The sequence below is a fragment of the Brakhagea baltica genome, assembly GCF_052161605.1.
Lineage (GTDB): Bacteria > Planctomycetota > Planctomycetia > Pirellulales > Pirellulaceae > JBKCUI01.
In genome coordinates, this window is record NZ_CP197409.1 from 5,523,505 (window position 1) to 5,543,544 (window position 20,040).

Annotated in this window: 12 protein-coding genes and 1 pseudogene; 8 read left to right on the forward strand and 5 right to left on the reverse strand. The window is 51.4% G+C overall.

Annotated features, from left to right (window positions below):
• The first annotated feature begins 269 nt into the window (after positions 1-269).
• The 4 genes from SH449x_RS21480 to SH449x_RS21495 all read left to right on the forward strand — a co-directional run bounded on the left by SH449x_RS21480 (position 270) and on the right by SH449x_RS21495 (position 5,196).
• Positions 270-1,577: a c-type cytochrome gene (locus SH449x_RS21480; protein WP_482378131.1), complete on the forward strand. Its 1,308-nt coding sequence runs from the start codon at positions 270-272 to the stop codon at positions 1,575-1,577.
• Between the two features lie 3 nt (positions 1,578-1,580).
• On the forward strand, positions 1,581-2,609 hold the full coding sequence (locus tag SH449x_RS21485) for a COX15/CtaA family protein (protein WP_482378132.1): 1,029 nt from the start codon (positions 1,581-1,583) through the stop codon (positions 2,607-2,609).
• A gap of 69 nt (positions 2,610-2,678) precedes the next feature.
• Entirely contained in the window at positions 2,679-3,656 is a 978-nt protein-coding gene (gene cyoE / locus SH449x_RS21490; RefSeq protein WP_482378133.1) for a heme o synthase, read from the forward strand.
• A gap of 73 nt (positions 3,657-3,729) precedes the next feature.
• Positions 3,730-5,196 carry an MATE family efflux transporter gene (locus SH449x_RS21495; protein WP_482378134.1) on the forward strand — a complete coding sequence of 489 codons (1,467 nt, stop codon included), beginning with the start codon at positions 3,730-3,732 and terminating at the stop codon, positions 5,194-5,196.
• Positions 5,197-5,230: 34 nt separating this feature from the next.
• Here SH449x_RS21495 and SH449x_RS21500 read toward each other — a convergent pair whose 3' ends face one another.
• From SH449x_RS21500 to SH449x_RS21515, 4 genes are all read right to left on the reverse strand, one after another.
• Positions 5,231-8,773 carry a hypothetical protein gene (locus SH449x_RS21500; RefSeq protein WP_482378135.1) on the reverse strand — a complete coding sequence of 1,181 codons (3,543 nt, stop codon included), beginning with the start codon at positions 8,771-8,773 and terminating at the stop codon, positions 5,231-5,233.
• Positions 8,774-9,070: 297 nt separating this feature from the next.
• Positions 9,071-9,391, reverse strand: coding sequence for a thioredoxin (gene trxA / locus SH449x_RS21505; protein ID WP_482378136.1), 321 nt, complete (start codon positions 9,389-9,391; stop codon positions 9,071-9,073).
• A 364-nt stretch (positions 9,392-9,755) separates the two neighbouring features.
• Positions 9,756-15,830, reverse strand: a complete 6,075-nt coding sequence (locus SH449x_RS21510) for an alpha-2-macroglobulin family protein (RefSeq protein WP_482378137.1) — start codon at positions 15,828-15,830, stop codon at positions 9,756-9,758.
• A gap of 508 nt (positions 15,831-16,338) precedes the next feature.
• A complete protein-coding gene (locus tag SH449x_RS21515) occupies positions 16,339-16,497 on the reverse strand; it encodes a hypothetical protein (protein WP_482378138.1) in 159 nt (52 codons plus the stop codon).
• Between the two features lie 239 nt (positions 16,498-16,736).
• Here SH449x_RS21515 and SH449x_RS21520 point away from each other — a divergent pair.
• The 4 genes and pseudogenes from SH449x_RS21520 to SH449x_RS21535 form a co-directional block, all read left to right on the forward strand.
• Positions 16,737-16,949: pseudogene (locus SH449x_RS21520) on the forward strand (phage integrase N-terminal SAM-like domain-containing protein); the annotation flags it as partial.
• Between the two features lie 16 nt (positions 16,950-16,965).
• A complete protein-coding gene (locus SH449x_RS21525; RefSeq protein ID WP_482378139.1) occupies positions 16,966-17,301 on the forward strand; it encodes a transposase in 336 nt (111 codons plus the stop codon).
• 43 nt (positions 17,302-17,344) lie between these two features.
• On the forward strand, positions 17,345-17,953 hold the full coding sequence (locus tag SH449x_RS21530; RefSeq protein WP_482378140.1) for a transposase: 609 nt from the start codon (positions 17,345-17,347) through the stop codon (positions 17,951-17,953).
• Positions 17,954-18,321: 368 nt separating this feature from the next.
• Positions 18,322-18,852, forward strand: a complete 531-nt coding sequence (locus SH449x_RS21535) for a hypothetical protein (RefSeq protein ID WP_482378141.1) — start codon at positions 18,322-18,324, stop codon at positions 18,850-18,852.
• Positions 18,853-18,972: 120 nt separating this feature from the next.
• Here the strand turns inward: SH449x_RS21535 and SH449x_RS21540 are convergent, their stop codons facing one another.
• Positions 18,973-19,899, reverse strand: a complete 927-nt coding sequence (locus SH449x_RS21540) for an undecaprenyl-diphosphate phosphatase (protein WP_482378142.1) — start codon at positions 19,897-19,899, stop codon at positions 18,973-18,975.
• Between the last annotated feature and the right edge of the window lie 141 nt (positions 19,900-20,040).

Consider the following 20,040-nt stretch of genomic DNA (forward strand, 5'->3'; position numbering starts at 1 on the left):
TCTAGAGGAGGGTATCGGTATGAGATCCTAGCAGATACAGGTAGCCTGAAACTACAGGAAAATGTGCGTTTAAATGCGGTTTAGGGCTAAGTCTGACAACCCAACGCCCGAATGCAAGACATTGCCTCTCCGGTACCCTACTGCGGCGATTTGGCCCTGCGAAAATTGGTGTTTCGTGCGACAATTCCTCGGTTGCTACCCTCACGTGGAATATGCATCGATCCCAGCAAACGGCGTTTCCGAACCTGCAAATGTACAAAAAGTCTACCATGGCCTCCAACCAGGCAAACTGTCGTTTCTTCCAGCTATTTTGCTTGGTTGCGTTGAGCGGGTTAGGTTCATCGTTTATTTCTGGCTGCTCGAGCCCCTCGTTCGAGCCGAATCGCCTCGCCGCTGCTAGCTACTTGGAAACCCAAGACTCCGCCGAAGTCGATCGCCTCGCCGCTTCAGTAGGCGTGCTGATCGAGGAGATTTTTGGCACTCCTGATGCTCCCAAATGGCCAGACGGCGTCCCTATGGCTGTTGAGATGGAGGAGGTGGAACGGTGCGCTGGCCCGGTAGGGAGAGCTTACGATAAGGTCGAGCGAGGCCTGTACCGCAAGCACTGCGTGCAGTGCCACGGGATCACCGGCGATGGGGCAGGCCCGGCGGCATCCCTATTAGCTCCTTACCCGCGTGACTTTCGACGTGGCACCTTTAAATTCAAATCGACCAGCATCGGCAGCAAGCCAATCCGATCGGACCTAATAAAAACTATCGAGCATGGGCTGCCTGGAACTTCGATGCCCGCTTTCCAAACGCTTCGAAATCGGCCTGAGTTCGAGCATGATATCGAGTCGCTCGTAGAGTACGTCGTTTTTCTTTCGATTCGCGGAGAAGCTGAACGAAGGTTGCTCAAGCTTTCCGTCGACAATGAAACGCAACCGAGCCGTGAGGAAGCGATCGCGGTTGTGTCAAAAGTTTCACAAAGCTGGATCGAAGCTCCCGACCTCGTCGTAGACATACCGGTCATCCCAGAAGTGTCTCCTGAAGAATTTCAGGCATCGGTGGAGCGGGGGAAAACGCTCTTCACAAGTGACAAGGCATCGTGCTTCAAGTGCCACGGCTACGAAGGCAAAGGAGATGGCGTATCTCAAGACTACGACGAATGGACCAAGGATTGGACGATTCGCGTAGGAATTGATCCCGCCAAGAAATCGGAATGGAAGGTCATGAAGCCTTTCGGAGCGTTGAAGCCAGTCGTTGATCGCTCACGCAATTTCAGCTTGGGAGGCTTGCGGGGCGGTTCTACCGAGCAAGATATCGTGAAACGGATTGTGCTGGGTGTTGATGGCACACCGATGCCAGCAGCTACCTTTAGCGAAACGGACCCCAATGCATTCAGCCTGGAAGATGTATTTGATTTAGCTCGTTACGTCGCCAGCCTTGGTCGTAACACAACCTCCGCAGACGCGGGGCTCGCAGTCTCTGCTCCTGGCAGTTCTGTCTCTGGTAGTTCGGATGCAAATAGTTCGGATGCAGACAATACTGATGCGGATGGCGTAAAGGTGGTCAACTCGTCGAAAGGAGCACAGTAACTCATGACACCCTCTCATGAAGTCGCCAACTCGAACAACGGCACGAAACAGCAATCACGCAAGGTTTATCGCTGGGCGTTTTTCGTATCTTTTCTTACGTTCCCGTTGATTTGGCTCGGGGGCTTAGTAACCACGCACGATGCGGGGATGGCTGTACCAGATTGGCCAGGCACGTTTGGTTACAACATGTTTCTCTACCCTTGGACGACCTGGCTGTTCGGTCCGTTTGATTTACTGGTGGAGCACGGGCACAGGTTGCTGGCTAGCTTGGTCGGACTCATCGCAATTATTCTCTGTTTTGTTGCCCGCAAGCACGAGACGCGACGATTTGGGCGAATCGCCTGCTATGCACTGCTGCTTGCTATTATCAGTCAGGGAATCTTGGGGGGAGTTCGCGTTCTTCTCGATGCGAGGATCGTGGCGTTAATTCACGGCTGCTGTGGACCTCTAGTGTTCGCGCTGGCGTGCGGCATTGTCATGATCAATTCGAGGGATTGGCAAACCGCGACTAGATCGATTCGGTCGAATGGATTGAGATGGACTTTGCGTGTCCTGCTCGTGTTGACGGTTGTGCAGCTGATCATGGGGGCCCATTTGCGACATGCATTACCGCAGTGGAAGCCGGCATTGTTCATGTCGTTTGTTCATACGCACTTGCTCATGGCGACCTTGATCACGGGAATCATCTTCTCGGTTTTTTGCCTCACGGTTTTTGGAAAGTATCGGGGCACAGATGGATTAAGGGGCCCCGCGACGTGGCTGATGGGGCTCGTTTTGATCCAAGTTGGCTTGGGCGTGGGAACCTGGATCAGCAGTTATGCGTTGCCCTGGCAAGAACTGAATGAATTTTTCGCACGATATACGATTGATGGACGTGGATTTGCAGAGACAATGATTATTAATGGGCATCAAGCAACCGGTTCGCTGTTGATCGCTGGCTCACTTTGGTTACTATGTCGTGTCGAAAGGCGATTTGAGGCCTCTGCGGGTCTCGAAAGAATGCCGGCAGGTTTAGCTGCTGCGAGCAGCTAGCCATGTTACCTATTATTCATTAGATCTTCCTTTTTTCCATCCATCGCTGATATACCCGGTACCCCTCCCATGAGCACAGCTACAACCATCAGCCATGAGCAACGGGGGGGGATGCCAATAACATCTCCGGTTAGCGTGCCTAGTGCGGCCGTCAACAGCGATGTTCGAAATATCCCATGGTGGAAGGATTACGGGGCACTTACCAAGCCACGCATTACCCTGATGATTTTGCTGACGGTTGCTGTGGCAATGTTTGCAGCCCAGCAAATCCTCAAGACAAGCGTCGGAGCTTGGGTTTGGCTGCACACGCTGGTCGCCACAGGAATGATTGCGAGCAGTGCGAGCACGTTGAACCAGTGGTTTGAGCGGGAACGCGACAAATTAATGCCCAGAACCAAGCGTCGACCTCTTCCGAGTGGACGGCTGACCGGGTTTGAGGCGGCTGCATTTGGTTGGTTGCTCGTTATTTTGGGAGGTTTGTACTTAGGCATTATGGTCAATGTTTGGGCCATGGGCTGCGGTCTGGCGACTTGGTTCGTTTACTGTTGGGTTTACACGCCGCTCAAACCTGTAACTTGGTGGAATACCGCGGTCGGGACGTTGCCCGGAGCGTTACCTGTTATGATAGGCTGGACTGCGGCAGGCGGTGGACCGTTCGACAGCGATGGTTGGGCCATCACTTGGATCGTCATCCTTTGGCAGTTTCCACATTTCATGGCGATTGCGTGGCTCTATCGAGAGCAATACGGCAATGCAGGCTTTCGGATGATCACCAATGATGAGCCAACGGGTGTGGCTGCCGGGTGGCATGCGATCATCGGGGCAGTGGCTCTGATACCGCTATCCATTATGGTTTTGAGTCCGGTATCTGTCCTAACATGGGGAATCGCCGCTTTGGGCGTTATTTCCTGCTGGTCACAAATCGTCTGGTCATGGCGATTTTTGAATGACAGGAACGACAAAACTGCTAGAAAATTGCTTAGAGCATCGCTCGTCTATTTGCCTGCCATCATGATGCTAATCGTTTTGCGTTGGGTGCTTGTTTAGATCCCCCTTTCGCGAACCAGCTCGTGTCCCTCCGTTTATGATGCGCACTTTAAAGCAAGATCTTAGTGAGGTCATGTCCACGGCATGGCCGCTCATGCTATCGACTGGATTGTTTTCCGTAACGCTATTCGTCGATCGCATGTTGCTATACAAATCGAGCGAGGGAGCAGCGGCGGCGGCCATGACCGCTGGGGTGGTGTCTTGGGCACTAACATGCTTGCCCATGGGGATCTGTGGGTACACCAACACCTTTGTCGCGCAGTACTTGGCCGCCAAGCGACCAGACCGAGCGATGCAGTTCGTTTTCCAAGGACTTTGGTTAGCACTCGCTGTCTTACCGATCTTGGTTTTATTCGCCTTTTTCTCCCGCCAGTTTTTCTTGGTAGTTGGACATGCGGACACGCTAGCAACTATGGAATCCGAGTATTTCAAATGGTTGGTGCCTGCATCGGCGTCTTCGATTCTTTCGGCAGCTCTGGTGGGGTTGTACGCAGGATCAGGCCGCACACGTGTCTTGCTCGTGTCTGATGTCGTAGCAACCACTTTGAACATCGTATTGGACTACTTGCTGATATTCGGACTGATGGGGTTTCCCAAATGGGGAACTGCGGGAGCGGCGATAGCTAGCAGCATCGCGATATCACTCAAGCTCTTGGTATTAATCTATTTTGCTTTTCCCGATTTGGTGCGAGGTGTGGTCCGCTCACGCAACCCAGAGACGGGCAAACTCGATTCGATCGATCAATTGATTGCAGAATTGCCTCAGACCTCGATAATGGCCGACACTTCGCAAGAGGGAAGTCACCATAGTACAACGCGACGTCTGGTTCGCGGTGGCAGAGGTGTTCAGTGGCGGCTCATGCGACAATTGATCGACTTTGGATGGCCCGCCGGGGTTTCAGTCGTTGCCGAATCGTGGAGCTTTACCATCATCATGATGATTGTTGGCCAATTGGGGGAACAAGCTGCCGCAGCAACAACCCTCGCATTAGGAGTTAACATTATCGCGTTCATTCCGCTGGTCGGGCTTGGGACAGCGGTTGGGGTTTTGGTTGGTAAGTATCTGGTTTTGGAGGAACGCGAGACAGCGCGAAGAATTGTATTCAGTGGTCTTTTGATTGGGATTGCTTACAGTTTGATATACGTTGTGCTGTATGGTGGGTTTCCCGATTTTGCCATGACGGTTTATGCGTTTGACGTGGATCCCGTTCGCTTTGAAGAGATGCGACCTGTTTTGCGTCCACTCCTGTACTTCATTGCGGGCTATTGTGTCTTCGATGCCTTTCAGATCGTTTATGTGGGAGCGCTCAAGGGAGCTGGCGACACGTATTTTGTGCTAGGGGGGCATGTTGTAGCGGGGGCATCTACGGTGATCGGGTCGTTGATCGTTCGATACTTTACCGGTTGGAATAGTCTCTACTATTGGTGGGGTGTGATAACCGTATGGGTTATATTGCTGGCAGTGATCTTTACCGGCCGCTACCTACAAGGTGGTTGGCAAAGCAAACGAGTCATTGATCCAGCGCTGATGATCGATTGATGGCAGCACGACCGATCCTTGGTAGAGAATTGGCCTATCGATTCCAGAGTTTCCATCGGCGATCGGCTGCCCGTTTTTCCGGTTCTGGCGGTCTATTTTTTTCCGTCTTAGCAGAAATTGGCATGCCTTGTTTCGGATTCGATGCCGAAACGGGTAGGACATCTCCTGAAACCTCAGCATCCTTCATCCATAGGAGCAGCGTACGAACCGTTGAAGAGTCCAACAATCGATAGGCTGCTTCGGATGATCCCTCGGTAAGTGACCTGCGCGCCAAGAACAGAGTGTTTCGAAACTCGATTCTCTCTCGTTCCAACAAGTAGTCTGTAGCAATGGTGACGCTGTCCAGGTCGATCGCGCAGTCTCCCTGAACATCGAGTTGCAGTCGGAACGTATTGTGAGAGTTTATCCCCAAGCTAACGAGATCCTCGGAAAAGTCCTCTGTCCACTTAGCCCAGGTGTCAGCCCGCTTGCTGAAGTCCATGGATGCGCTGCGTCGAGAGACCTGGTCGAAACGTGAGCTATTTTCGTTCCAAAGAAAAAGCGACCACTGTAAATTCATCACGCTTCCTGGCTGAACACGGTATTGCAATGCGACTTGTAAGCGGTTGGATTGCAAACCGAACGGTGAAGATTGCAGCCACGCAGATGCTCCCACTTTGTCACATGCGATTCTGAGATGACTTTCTCCTGAGTGGGGAGAATCTGATTTAAGCGACACGGGGGCGGACGGATTTAGTGAATACCCCCAGCCCACGATCTTGTCACCTCTAGATTGATCGCCAACCAGATCAAAATCGGAGTTCTCAACCAAATCGTTACGCATGATCGGGACACTAGCGAAATTGAGGGCTGCCTCGACTTGCTGAAGAGCGGACTGATAAGCCAGTAAAGACCGCGATTCGTCAGTACCCCAAGCGTAAGGACTCGCGTTGGGATTATCCCATTCGAGAACAATCAGCGAATTCGCTGGGATCGTGAGGAGCCGAGCTGTAGGGCTTTTATCAACGTCGGCCACGATGCACTCCGAATGAATGACTCGGAGATTTTGCGGCATCACGCTCCACTGGAGGATGATGGTGGTTTCCCAAGGGTTAGCATTGAGGATGGCAGTTTTCGTTGAGTCCTCGGACCTCCACCCCTTTATCCGATCGATCCGTCTTTGCAGAGATTGACTTTCAATCGGAGTTGCGGTCGTCAACCAGCCTGCGTTCGTTGGTAGGATCGTGTCGGACACGAGCCGCGAATCCATCACGTTAGTGGTGAACGCAATAGGACGGAATCCCTCGAGCCACCATCTCCTAGCGATCCATGATGCTAGATTGGGACCTGGTGTATGTACGTAGATCATCGCAGGTCCTGCTTGCGACAGGTCTAGCACCGATTGGTTGGCATCTGTGAAGATATAATTCAGATCGCACTCCCATTCCGAGAACACCTTGAGCATGGATTGTTGATGCTTTAGATGAATGGCATTCCCACTCAATTGACTCAATGCAAGCCTTCTTTCGTCACTGTTATTCGGAACGCGACCACTTTGATCGGCAAGTAGTTTCTGAACGATAGGATCAGAAATCTGCTCGATAGAATCCGCGAGAGACAAGTGACTCTCTTTGCCAATATGAAAAGCGTATCCTCGATAACCACTCAGCTTACTGTACCGACGTTCGAATTCTTTTAGGATCGATTTTATCTCGACCTGAATCTCGGAATGATAGGGGTTCCATCGCGCCGGGCTACCGATCACCTCGCCGGTCGCCTCTCCCCACATATCATCTTTGATTTGTAGGTTTTTAAAGCTGCGCAAAGAAAAATTCCACTCGAATACTGGAATGAATCGCAATTGATGCTTCTCGCATTGAATATACATCCAGTGCACGAGGTCTTTGCTCATCGCATCGCGACCATCCGAATCGAAGCAACCCGTATCTAGCAAAGGATTGGTAAGTACTCGATCAGACGGATACGAGGCTGCCCCCGATGTGAAAACCGGTATGGCTACCGAGTTTACGCCACGATCCTTGCAAAGCTGAAGCCAATCATCAAGGACCTGAGTAACCGACTCCCAACTGTCATAGCGACTCTTCCCACGCAACGAGCGACCTTTCGCAAGAATCAATTTCCAGTCATCTAGGGTCATGTACTCAATGACTCTAGGTGCACCGGCTTGTTCGTTTCGACCGTCGGCCATTGAGGATGCACTAATTTCGGGATTGGGGTGAATCTGAAAATCGCTTAACGTGATAACGCCATGGGCTCGTAAGCTGGTTATACGGATCAACGCTCTCTTGCCCGAGCTTGTGAAACGAAAGAAGTAATTCTTTCTAGTACTAGAGTCTGAATGGGTAAGCAATTGACCAATCGTTGGCTGTATCTTTGAAAGTGTCAGTGTTCGCGTACGATACTCTTGATTGGTTTCCGTCAATTCGGAGATCTGCACTTCGATACCATCTAACGACGACTCGGTCGAAAATGAGAATTGGTATTGAGTCAGTTCGGATAGTTCATTGATCGGTAGAAGCAAACTTTCCCGTGGTTCCAATGCAACGCTACGGGAATCGTTTCCCTCCTTACTGAGGGTTAGTTTACGCAAATTGTTCGCGACTCTACCCCAAGGTCGATTGGCGATCGGATTGGATTTACCCGGTAAAGTTTCTTTGCCAATCGATGATTCGGACCAACTAATTGTTGCCTGCGAACGGCCTCCGCGTGATCCAATCATGTTGGCCGATAACGGTTCAGGTGATGCCACGATAAGCTGAACACGTCTCTCAACGAGCTTCGACGGGAAAACCTGCGATAAGCTTCGGCGAGGACGGAGCTGTATTTGTAGTTCATAAACACCAGGTTGTGCTGGAGCGATAAGCTGCCCCAGACTAACGGCACCCGAAGAACCGAGCTCGTCTAAAGTAACCGGTAGGGAACCGCGATCCTTTGGTGTTGAATCACCAACCTCAACTAGCTCCCATTCGAGCGAAAGTGTTTGATTTTTGATTTTCGTCAGGTTCGGTGTGACTTGAATCGGAAGCGATTCCCCCGGCCTAAACACCCAACTCGCTCGCGTGCTGCTAACACGAAGCGAGTCCCCAGGCAACCTATCAATAAACACTTTTGTTTTCGGACCAAGAGGCAACTCTTGAGGGCCCGTTACCAATTGCTCGAGGGTGAATTCGGCTTCAATCAGAGTCGTAGGATCCGACAGCGGAACCTCACGCGACAACTCTGGCTTGAATCGGACGGTCAGCTTGGAGTCAAGTTTACCCTTAAGTGTACAGTCGCATCCGCCAAACCGGGATTGCGGGTCAACTACTTGGATTCGGTTTGGTTGCTGGGTTTTACGAATCGTTCCTGTTTGGTCCAGGCTGAGTTCGCGAGTGACGTTGAGCAGACCATCTTCGTGCAGGATCTCCCCCTCGAAGGAGTTGGGCTCATTTCCTCCCCAAACGATGCGAACCCCCAATTCCACCAGGCGGTTGTTCCGGTCGTCTCCATAGATTGGATTGGCGCACGCGACGATGGCGATCGCCCAAGCAATCATCGTTGTGCAACAAAACATTGGGATTCGAAGCTGAAACCACATACCTCAAGTACCTAGGGACAGGGCCACCGAGAGAGTACTATCTTTGGTACTCTGGCGACTACGCCAATCTAAGTGCGGTTTTCAAGCTTTGCGTGAATGGAGAGAAAGATTGCTATCATTGACGTGCAATGCAAGAGACAGCCTTCGTGTAATCGAAGAGAGCCAATAACACATACCGATCAACACGCCCTTCGTTCCTCAGCGCGTACCACAAGTATTGCAAGACGGAACGGAAGTCCGTCGTAACTAAGCGGATAGGTTTCTATCCGCCGTTAGCTAAATTCACCTAGGAGTGGCTTACAGCGAATCCAGCCGGGATTCGAGTTTCGACCGGGGAGGAACCCCCTGCATGCGATCAACGATCTCGCCATTTTGGAACAACAACAAAGTCGGAATGGCACTGATACCATATTGTTGAGCCAATCCGGACTGCTCGTCGACGTTCACCTTGCCAATCTTGACCTTGCCATCGTACTTGACTGCCAATTCGTCAATGAGGGGCGCGATCTGCCGACATGGCCCGCACCAGGTAGCCCAAAAATCAACGAGTACTGGTACAGATGACTTGAGAACATCGGTCTCGAATGCATCTTCTGTGAATTCCGCTGCGTGTCCCATTTCTTAGAACCTTTCGTGTTTCCTAACGGAGCTGTCGCCCAAAACAATGCCATTTCCTCCTAGTTGAAGGACGCAATACTGTAGAGCACAACCCGTGCCAAGCCAAGGGTCTAGAACCTTTCCTGCCAGGAAAGATTAGAAGCTACGCTTATTCATTCTCCCTTGAGGGAGAGTCGAACGCAGTTCGGAGAGGGTGAAAGGCACGGAATCGCATAAAGGCTGAGATTAATTGACGATTTTAAAAGCACCCTCCCCTCGTTTTCGTCCCTTAACTCGACCCTCCCGAATGCTTCGGGAGGGTGAAGGAGGCTGCGTTGCCAGGCAGGACGAACATACCCCGGAAGATTTTTACCTAACGATCTCCCTATCGACCGGACACCTTGAGGAAAACACTTCCTGAGTGACTGTTGAATTCCGGAGCGTACATCGACTGGATAGTCGCCATCCCCGAAGGATACTCTCCCGCGTGTTGCACCCGCACGGAGTACTCGAATACGTAATTCCCCTTAGGTAAATAATCGATGAAGAAATGGCTGGCGGTATCTCGAGTGCTCTCGTAATAACCAAACCCGTCCCGATATCGATAACCGCTCAAAACATTGACCGGCTCCGTTCCGCTACCGCGATGATCCTTGAGGTGGACAAACTCCATATCCCGGTCGGTTCGTAGCACCAAGCGAGTCACCAGTTCATCCCCGATTTGCACAGGACCGTCGATCGCCTCCAATACCTCACCAGACTTGGTTTGCACCTTGCGGTAGATCTCTTTCTCTAGCTTCAGCGGAGTTCCATCGTGGGGAGTTATCTTGCTAATATCCTCGAGATACTGCCAGTGAACACTACCCCAACTAACCCCTTCGTCGCTCTTAACCACCTTGATCTTACCAAACTCAGGCTTGATCTCCGTTCGCAAGAATCGTTGTTCATAGAATCCAGTGCCAACCTCAACCTTCTCTGGCTTAATGGCCGAGCCCGCTAACTGAACCTCTACCAGCGAATCGGATGCCAACAAATTGTTGCCCCGAAGCAGCAAGGCGTAAACCGCGTCAGCTGTCGATTTGGTGGTCTTCCAGGCTTGCGTCTGCTTTTGCTTGAGCAACCATACTTTGCATTCCTCGACCAACTTCTTATCCTTAGCAACCTCATCGAACATCTCGATCAAAATCGCTTGTGTCTCAACGGGAGCATGGTACCACCACCAAGCGGTTTGGCTCGCTTCCCAATACATTCCGAGCTCTTCATCCGTTTTGGAGAACTCGACGATACTCTTCACGATTTTTCCAGGAACCATCTCGTCGCCGAATCGGTTCAATCCGATCGCCAATTGAGCTTGGTTCTGTCGGGGCTGGCTTAACCAGTACTTACTTGCTTGACGCTTCCAGTACTCTACTGCAACTCGATGCTGCTCTGGAATCGGGGCATCCTCGAGGAAAAAGCTCCTACCATAGAGATACAGACATATTGGCGATGACAGGTGTTCTGCTTCGGGATCTTTGCTGTTCGCAAGAATCCAGCGGTACTTCTCTTCGATCCAAGCATCGAGCCGAGCGATGGTCCTGAGAGCAGGCGAGGTATCAACATCCACCCCTAGATGACGCATGCGGCCGTAACCGGTCATAATGTACAATGTCAAATACTCATTATCAGGTCCACCTGGAAACCATGGAAACATCCCGTTTTCACGTTGCATTTCCAATAGTCGCTCTTGAGCCCGTGCGATCTCGCTATTGAGTCTGCCATCATCGAATAGTATCCCGACATCTCGTCTGGCTTGCGATTCCTTCTTCGCAGCTCGCAGCCACGGGGTCTCTTCAATCATAACGCTCTTGAGATCCTGGTTCTTCTCCAGTGGAGAATCCAACGCCTCGGGTTGTATGTTCTTCCAAGCATCGAATATTCGGCGAATTTTGGGGTCACTGTTGGCGATATGCCGAGCTAGTATGTTCGAATACATCCGATTAAAAGTTTGCTCGCTGCATTCGTGTTGATACTCCATCAAATACGGTAGTGCCAACACTGCGTACCACGCGGGCTGCGAAACCATCTGAACCGTCAGCGATTCATGCTTGAGCGTGTCCGATTGTGCAGAAACGAGGAGCTTGCTGAACTCGAACTCTTTCGTTTGCTTGCCTCGAATCGGCAACGGCAAGGACTCTGTCACCAAGATTCGCTTGGATAGAACCGGCAATATACCTTCTTCGCCATCACTGGTTTTCTCAGTGCCGCCGATTGCTTTGTACAGCACCGGCATAGAACCATCCGGCACTTGCAACCTCCATGCATACGATTTCGATTCGCCTGCTCCTAACTCGAACGCTTTTTCACGATCGACGTTGGCAAATGCCTCGTCGACCGAACGTGTTCCACTCACATCGAATAGTTTCAACGCCACCATACCGATCTGCGGTTGGCTGGAGGAGTTGCTCACCTTGACCGTAAACTCAATGACATCCCCCTCTCGCAGAAAGCGAGGAGGGTTGGGTTGAACCATGATATCCTTGGATGTGATCGTTCGATTCTCCAGGAATCCAGCTCGCAGTTCCGTATCGTGAGCAAACGCCATGAATCGCCAAGTCGTCAGAGCTTCAGGCATGGTAAATTCGATCTCAAATGCTCCGTCCTCTTTGGCGGTGACATGAGGAAAGAAGAATGCCAGTTCTTGCAGATTCTTTCTGGGTGCTACCTTACCTAAGTTCAAGTTGCTCGCTGAACCTCCCTCGGAGGCACCGCCGACCAATGCATCCGGTGCAGCAGCCGAAAGTTCTGCTGTTTCCATTCCCTGCTGAGCAGACTTCATCATCATGGGGGCTGCCGGCATACCACCCATAGCGCCTGGTGCTGCGTCGAACATGGCTTCTGCCATCATTGCATCTGCTGGCGCACCATAACCTCCGCGTCCGCCGAACGCACGCCCCCCGCGAGCCATCATCATTCCACCTGAGAATAACAATATATCTGGATCAAACGATCGGTATCCTCCTGGAACAGGCAGATATTGCTGCGTGAACTGTCCATCGACAAAGTTCAGTGGCTCGCCAAAGTTCGAAAAAGACCAATTCCCCCATCGATAGTTATTGCGAAACACACCAAATCCGTTTCGCCAATAGTGAGGCATATAAGCATCGAGCGAAGCATCATACATTCCTGCTACCAACTCACTCACCACCTTGGATGCCTGCGGTCCTTCGACAATCAATTTCACTTTGTCTTTGGCTCCCGGCTCTAGCTTCGAAGTAAAGTATTCGGTTCGGATTTTAAGTTCTTTGTTGGTCCACGGAACATCGATATTGCGTTGTTCGATGTAACTGTTGTTTTCTCGGACGAATAGAACTCGCAGAGTCAATCCGCCTCGCATCTCCTCAGTAATCTTTTGTTCAATATTGGTTTGCGTGGAGTTAGGCTTGGTCCAGTAACTCTGTAACACGCGACTTCCTAGCGACAACTCGACGTAGGCCTGTCCCTTGTCGTAGCCCGTTCCCCAAAGAGCGGTAAAGGACTCGCCTGGTTCCACGCTCCACTTCGGTGCAACAACTAGACTCGGTACCTTGATACCTAGTTCCGACTTGCTTGGGTCGACGACTTTAAAATTCAGCATCGAGGTGACGGGTTTACCGAATCGATCTTGGGTCTCGACGACGGCCCGATAGACTCCTTGGCCGAGTTTCCACTCCTGCTCGCTACTGCCGGCATCATTCGTTTCAAGGCCACGCTCCTCTACCAAATCGGCGGTCTCCCACGTTGCGATATTGCTCGGGTCAGCAGGAGCAGCGGGAGGGTTGATCACATTGCCCCGCATCGCGCGACCCCGTCGAACAGCGGGTCTCACGGCACCTAGTAGGTCGGGTCGGATGACACTCTCAGGCTGCTTGAGTGTAAAGAGCTTTATCTTGCCTGAGGCAGCAACTCCATCACCGTTAAGGGAAGTCGTGCTAAGAGCAATCTTTGTTGCTGAACTCGCGACATTCCAATCGGAGGTGGTCATGTTGGCTTGCAGAGCAACATACCCGACTGTGACGGACGAGGAACTCGAGCGAGTCTCGCCGGTAGTGTCTGTTACATCGGCTGTGATGCTATAGTGAAACTGCGGGCTATCACTTTCGTTTACCGATCGGTCTGGTTTCGCCAGGAATGTGATCTTGAACGTCCCGTCTGGTTCACTTTGCAATACGCCGTGCGCGATTTCTTGCGCCGAACCGGATTGAGGAGGCATGCGCCACGGAAAGCAGTAGCTGAACCAAATCGGCCAGCGAACGGATCGATTCACTCGGTATGTTACCTTGGCTCCCTGGATCGGCATGCCGGTATAGCTGAGAGCTTTGCCAATGACGACCACCTCATCGTTCAGCTTGGGAGATTCTTTGGGGGAACCTAGAGTCACCTCGAATTTCGGTCGTTTGTACTCTTCGACTTGGACTCCAGCCGTTTGGATGCCGTTGACGAGTAGAGTCATATGACCTGTGCCACGGTCTCTAGGTGTATCAAAGGTACCGCTGAAACTACCGAAGGCATTGGAGGTGAGCTCCTTGGTTTCAATCACTTGGCCATTGATGTCTCGCAATTCGACACTCACGCCAATATTGGAAACGGTGTTGTATTTGTTGTTAGCTTGGTCGACCGACAGAACGATTCCTTTGAAGTGAACGGTTTGTCCAGGGCGATAGAGGGCTCGATCCGTGAACATGGTGTACTGAACGTTGGGCCTCTGGGGCGGCTGAGATTGGCCTGTGTAGGCAAAATCTCGTGCGGCCAGCATGTGTCCTTTGTGTTCTGCGAGAATCATGACCGCTTGATTGACCATCGAGAACGAGAACCGGCCATCGGCTTTTGTCTTCGCCGAGGTTTCTTTCGTGGTGTTGTTTCTGTGATCGATCGTAAACGCACGGATGGTTGCGTCAGCGATCGGTGTCCCCGTTTTGCTATCGAGCAAAAATCCATCAACGGTTCCATTGTTCGTGTTTTGGTCGACCACGAGGGAAAGGTGTGAGACCCAAACGGTGGCTAACGAAACGACATTGTTCGTATTGCTGAAGCTGGCGTTGGAGCTGGTTAGCAAGTAATAGAAGCCAGGCTTGAGAGAATGAGGAATCGAAACATCCTGAGTTGAGTCCTGATAGTCTTCTGTTGGTGCTAAGTCCGCGTTCCATTCGAAGTCGGGTTTCGTATTTTTAACCGAATTCCACTCATCGCCGTTGAGATAGTTGGGTGCCGATCGATACTGTTTGAATCTTGCTAGCCAATCCGCTTTGTGAAGTCGGAAGTAGGCCTTGTTCACATTTCGGTATGCAACACGTACGGTGGACTTATCACTATCCCAGACTCGTTCGGTCACAGCAGAAAGACTTTTGCTTTCGATCTCCGCAATGAGATTTTTACAGCTTATACCTCCAACACTCTTGGGAAAAGTGTTAAAGCCTTGTTGAGCTACTTCGCGAGCTGCTACACGGTCCCCGCGTTCCATGAGAAGCAAGGCCCATCGATGGCGAGCGGTTGCCGAAAGTTCATGCTTGGCATTGGTTTCTGCAAACGATTTCAGAGCAGCTAGATAGCGTTCATTCTTTTCTTCGCCAACAGCATTGGCATGGCAGAATTGCAAACGGCCCAGCTCGGCATCGAGGTAGGCGCTTTGATCGCTATCGTCGCTGTGCAATCGCAGGAGCTTTTGGTAGAGCTTTACCGCTTTCATTTTGACCGAGTTTGCGTCGGTTGTGATCGGCTCCCAAGCAAGAAAGTCGGCTGTGGTGCCTAAAGCAGGACTGGATGCTTCGATTTCAAACGCATCTTCCGCCTTCGCTCCTGCTTGTTCCCCTGCCGAATAGAAATTGATGGCCTCGAAAGCCACAAAATCGAAGAGAGTCGGGCGGTAGGAATCAGGTAGCGTTCCGGCTTTCAGCAGCGGCTCGAAGCTAGCGACTGGCATGGAGCGGAGATAGTCTTCTGCTTCGAGTGCTTTTTCATAGTGGAATGCAATCTGATCGAAGAGCCGTTTCAGATCCCAAGTCGTAAAGTCATCACCCGTTGGTACAGCAGTCGTGGTGCGCTGCCCGAATCGCCAACGATTGTTCTCGAAGTAGTTCCAAAAGAATCGAGCTTGAATCGCGTGAAGGATAGGCTGAGCCTCGGCGGGTGCGATTGCCAGATCAGCGGCCAGTTTCTTGATGCTAGCTTCTGGGTTGTTTCCTTCGAGGCTTGATTCGAGGCTGGCCCGCATGGCAATCGCCTTGATCGCTTCGCCGAATTTCTTCTCGGCCAAGGCGGAATCTGCGATTGTAGTCAGGATTTCGATCGCGGTTTTGGGGAGTCCTTCGTTGCGAGCTTGTTCGACTTTTTTCCAACTGTCGTTGCGATTTTCTTGCTGGTAAGCCATCATCGTTCCCAAAAGGAGAGTAAAAAACGAAAAGGCAGCAAGCCACTCTTTGGCCTGAAGGACCTTGGCTAACATGAGGAAAGCTCCGCAGTAGGGGTGGTCGTGGGTTTGGTTTTTGCACCTAAAACACCAACGTACCAGAGATTGGAAAAGGAATCGAGCAGGCCCGGCTCGTTTGAGCAGGCCGGTCTTTTGAATTCGAAGTGCCCGTCAACTTCGAAGCGACTAGTCAATTGGACGAAACGGGCTCTAGTTCGGTTCCAGGAAATTTCCACGACGCACCGCGCCCCGAGACATCATTCTGCCCTGCATCATTCTGCCTACTAGGTTCTCATTTGCAGGTCCACCATAATCCCTCCATACATCACGGTGTTGTAACTTAGAATAATACTTCCTGATTGGGAACTCGTATAGCAAACCATACTCCGGCCGCACAAAATGGCTGCCTTGCGAATTTCCATGCCGCCACGAATGGTTTCTTTTGTGCGATGAGTTCTGCTATTGTGTCAAAATGCATTAAGGTTAGTAGCAAAAATGAATTCAACACGGTTACACGCGTTGAACTAAATGGCTTTGCTCTCTTCTATACCACCATCGTATCCAAGCTCTTCTGTCCGATGATCGCTTCGGTGCAGTAGCCTGCTCCTCGCCTTCTGCTTGCGTGCTCGGAAGTTTGGATGACTGCGTCGCTTTCTTGCTTGCAAGCAGACAAAGCCTTTTCTTTTTTTCTTCTCTCATTCATCCCACTACCGACCACGCTACGCCTTACCCCAACCGCAAACTCACCCAGTATCCCTTCCGGTTGTAACGATTACCGAACACAAATACTTTTCAACCCGTAACGAAGATTCCGATTAAATCACTTGCGCTATCTGTAACGCTAATCATCCTGATTTGTAGAGCCAGCTCTTTCGTTCTAGCTGGCCATTTTCACTTTCTGTTTCAGGATTAGGAACCGAGTTATGACTCCCTATCACAAACTTGTCACGGCCTTCACCAAACGCATGGCCGAACTGTATCTGTTCTATTGGGCAGCTACGCAATCTCTCACCCCGAACCATCGATGCCTACACCTATCACGTCGATCGATTCGCCCTACGGTTCGGAAAACACCCCGAAGAATTAGGAGGACCTGACGAAATCCGAGAGTTCCAACTCTGGATGATCAATGAGTTGAAATCCTCTTGGAGCCAATTCAATCAAGCCGTCTGTGCCCTACGATTCTTCTACACCGTCACTGCGAAGCGAGATTGGCTCGATAAGACCCGGGAGCTTGTCGCTCCCCGGAGTCACCTACTTCCAAGTCATCTTTACGCTTCCCGAGGAATTGTCTGCGTTAGCACTTGGTAACCGCAAGGAGATGTACGATCTCTTGTTCCAAGTCGCTTGGCGATGCCTGAGTCGCAAGATCGAGAAGGAGCTAGGGATCCGGAGTGCCGGGCAAGCCGTCTTGCACACGTGGAATCAAAGACTGGGGCATCATCCGCACGTGCACTTGGCTGTTCCCGGCAACGGCCCCAGTTTAGACGGCACGCGACTTAGCTGAACGGAACTGGAATGTCTTTATAGAACGTCCTCCGAAACCGGACATGCCAGCCGAGCGGATGTTCAAGTACTTGGCTCGCTATATGACTGGAGGCCCCATCTCAGATCGCAGGATCTTGGGAGAAAAGGATGGTCGCATCTGGTTCTTGGCCCGTAGTCTTAGGAAAGGCGAAGGCCAAATCGCAACATCGCTGGAGAGCGTCGAGTTCGTCAGGAGTTGGTGCATGCATGTTCTTCCCAAGGAGTATACCGAGGTCAGGAGCTATGGAGCATGGAGTTGCTCGAAACGGACCAAGTACCGGCAAGACTGCGAGCGATTGCATCCTGCGACCGTCGAGGAGTCGGAATCGACAAGAGAAAAGACGGAATTGGAAAAACCAAAAACCAAGACCGCCCCGAATTGCCCGCACTGCGGGCAGTGCATGGAGGTGCTTCGGTGCGATGATCGCCCGAGTTGGAGAGAAGTCATTTTAAAGAACGATCACCCTGGTTGGTATCAGCCAACGGATGTCGAGTGCGAGTTCCCCCCTGAACCGAAACCGTCTTGGGAGCATGCTTACGGGCCATATATTAGGCCTAAGAGTGACGAGCCTGACCTCTTTGACGAGATCATTGCCATGCGAGAGAGCTTAGCGGAGTCGAACACGGCCTGACAGGCTCAAAGCCTAGCAGACACAAACAACAAGACTATTACGCAGCCATTTAACGAGCAAACCGCTCGAGCACGTCCCCACTTTAGAAACACGCACAAAACCAGCAGTACCAAGACCCATCGCATGGCCCGCCCTCTCAATGCAAGCGGGTTTAGCGAGCGATAGAGCAGTTCACGTAGGAGTCTAAACAGAGCTCGGGGAGGAGCGAAAAAGAGAAGAATCCGCAGTTAGGTTGCAAACCGAGTCCGGTCAAGCGATAATCTCTCGGGATGCGGAGCAAAGCCACACAGTTCAACGCACAATCTATCCCACCGCTCTGCTACGCTCCGGTAGGGATAGATTGCAATTCGTTATCCAACGGAATTACAATGATGCATGACACAACTCTGAATCCATCTACCGCACCAATTATTTTTAAGTCCGGCGTACAATCGAGGCTACCAAATTCGCAGCTCTTTCGACTGGGACTGTCGACGCTCTCCACATCACTCTTCGTGATCGTTTTACTCCAATCATTTGTATGGCAAGGGCATTTCCGGCTTTATTCGCTCCATGACAAAGCGCACTTGATTGCACTGATCGTATCGGCTGGCCTCGCGATTGCCGCCTGCCTTTCCCATTTCATCACCCGTAAATTTTCGTTCCGATATTCGGCAAACATTCTAACTGCTCTACTCGGTATTACCGCAATTGGCGTTTTAACATTTTGGTCGTGGCCGATTATGATTCCTCCCTCGATGTTTATCGACCTATCCAAAGTATTTGCCATTTACACCGCTATAGGTCTGATTCCAGCACTCGTCGTGTCATCGCCGCGGATGCTCACCCGAGCGGGATGGGCAGCGATTGCATCTTTGACTGCTGTTGCAATACTTGCCCTATTCGCCAGTACGCAATGACTACACAATTGCGGACAACATAGATAGGCTTAGCTGTTGCGTCCGATAGTTGGGGGAGGGCGTAGGTCGAGCCTGATTGTTTTTATTCGCTTCTTTGCGGGGACGTTGAATAGAGTTTGGCTATCCCCAGATCGTCCACAGAATAAACGTACCGACCAGAAGACGATAGATCGCAAACGGTATAAATCCCCGAGTCCGTACCCATGCAATGAACCAAGCGATAACAGCATAGGCGACTATAAAGCTCACCACGAAACCTACGGCTAGGTTGATCCATTCGGCGGAGGTTGGCATTGAGTGTTTCAACATGAATTGCAACAGCTTGAATGCCGCAGCGGCCAGCATCACAGGTATGGCGAGGAAGAAGCTGAATTCCAGTGCAGCGGTTCGGGACAGGCCAAAGAGTTGTCCACCGACGATGGTCGACATAGAGCGGCTGGTACCAGGGAACGCGGCCGCGAGAATTTGAAATAGTCCTATCGCGATCGCTTGTTTCGGAGAAATTTCCTCGATGCTGTGTGTCGTCGGATTCTTGCCAAACCAATAGTCGACCACGATCATCACTATGGCTCCCACGATCAGGGCGATTGCGATGACGAGCTGACTCTCCATGTTGTCACCGATCAGTTTGTCGATGAGCAAGCATGGAACGGCGGTCACAACAAAACTGAGCATGACGAGTGACAACGGATGAGTGAGCCAGTGCGTTTTGGTGGCGGCTGATTTGCTCCCTTTTTCGCCCGAGGATGAGGCCGACTCGGATGGAGAATCTACTGCTTCGGGGGCGATGCGTGCACTGCCTTTGGAGTGTTTCCATGCAACCCAGAACGACTCGACAAAGCCAAGCAATCGCGAGCGAAAAAAGACCACAACCGACAGGATCGCTCCCAACTGGATAAAGACGGTGTACATTTTCCAAAACGGGGATTCTCGGTCTGTCCCGAGTAGCTCTTGGGTCAGCAAAATATGGGCTGTGGAGCTAACCGGCAGGAATTCGGTTAGGCCCTCAACGATGCCTTGAATGATGGAGGAGAGCAGGTCGTTCATTGGAGAAACTTCGAGCTTGAGTAATACTGTCGTCAGCCAGTGTGAAGTCCAAGACCGCCAGAAGGCGACCTTATTGGCCGAGTTTACTCAAATTAACGAGCCTCAGCCGAAACTTTTTGGTCTGTAGCGATTATGAGGATG

Excerpts from the sequence above, each read along its gene's own strand:
- SH449x_RS21480 (WP_482378131.1), top strand. The coding sequence starts at position 270 with ATGGCCTCCAACCAGGCAAACTGTCGTTTCTTCCAGCTATTTTGCTTG.
- SH449x_RS21485 (WP_482378132.1), top strand. The coding sequence starts at position 1,581 with ATGACACCCTCTCATGAAGTCGCCAACTCGAACAACGGCACGAAACAG.
- cyoE (WP_482378133.1), top strand. The coding sequence starts at position 2,679 with ATGAGCACAGCTACAACCATCAGCCATGAGCAACGGGGGGGGATGCCA.
- SH449x_RS21495 (WP_482378134.1), top strand. The coding sequence starts at position 3,730 with ATGTCCACGGCATGGCCGCTCATGCTATCGACTGGATTGTTTTCCGTA.
- SH449x_RS21500 (WP_482378135.1), bottom strand. The coding sequence starts at position 8,773 with ATGTGGTTTCAGCTTCGAATCCCAATGTTTTGTTGCACAACGATGATT.
- trxA (WP_482378136.1), bottom strand. The coding sequence starts at position 9,391 with ATGGGACACGCAGCGGAATTCACAGAAGATGCATTCGAGACCGATGTT.
- SH449x_RS21510 (WP_482378137.1), bottom strand. The coding sequence starts at position 15,830 with ATGTTAGCCAAGGTCCTTCAGGCCAAAGAGTGGCTTGCTGCCTTTTCG.
- SH449x_RS21515 (WP_482378138.1), bottom strand. The coding sequence starts at position 16,497 with ATGAATGAGAGAAGAAAAAAAGAAAAGGCTTTGTCTGCTTGCAAGCAA.
- SH449x_RS21530 (WP_482378140.1), top strand. The coding sequence starts at position 17,345 with ATGCCAGCCGAGCGGATGTTCAAGTACTTGGCTCGCTATATGACTGGA.
- SH449x_RS21535 (WP_482378141.1), top strand. The coding sequence starts at position 18,322 with ATGATGCATGACACAACTCTGAATCCATCTACCGCACCAATTATTTTT.
- SH449x_RS21540 (WP_482378142.1), bottom strand. The coding sequence starts at position 19,899 with ATGAACGACCTGCTCTCCTCCATCATTCAAGGCATCGTTGAGGGCCTA.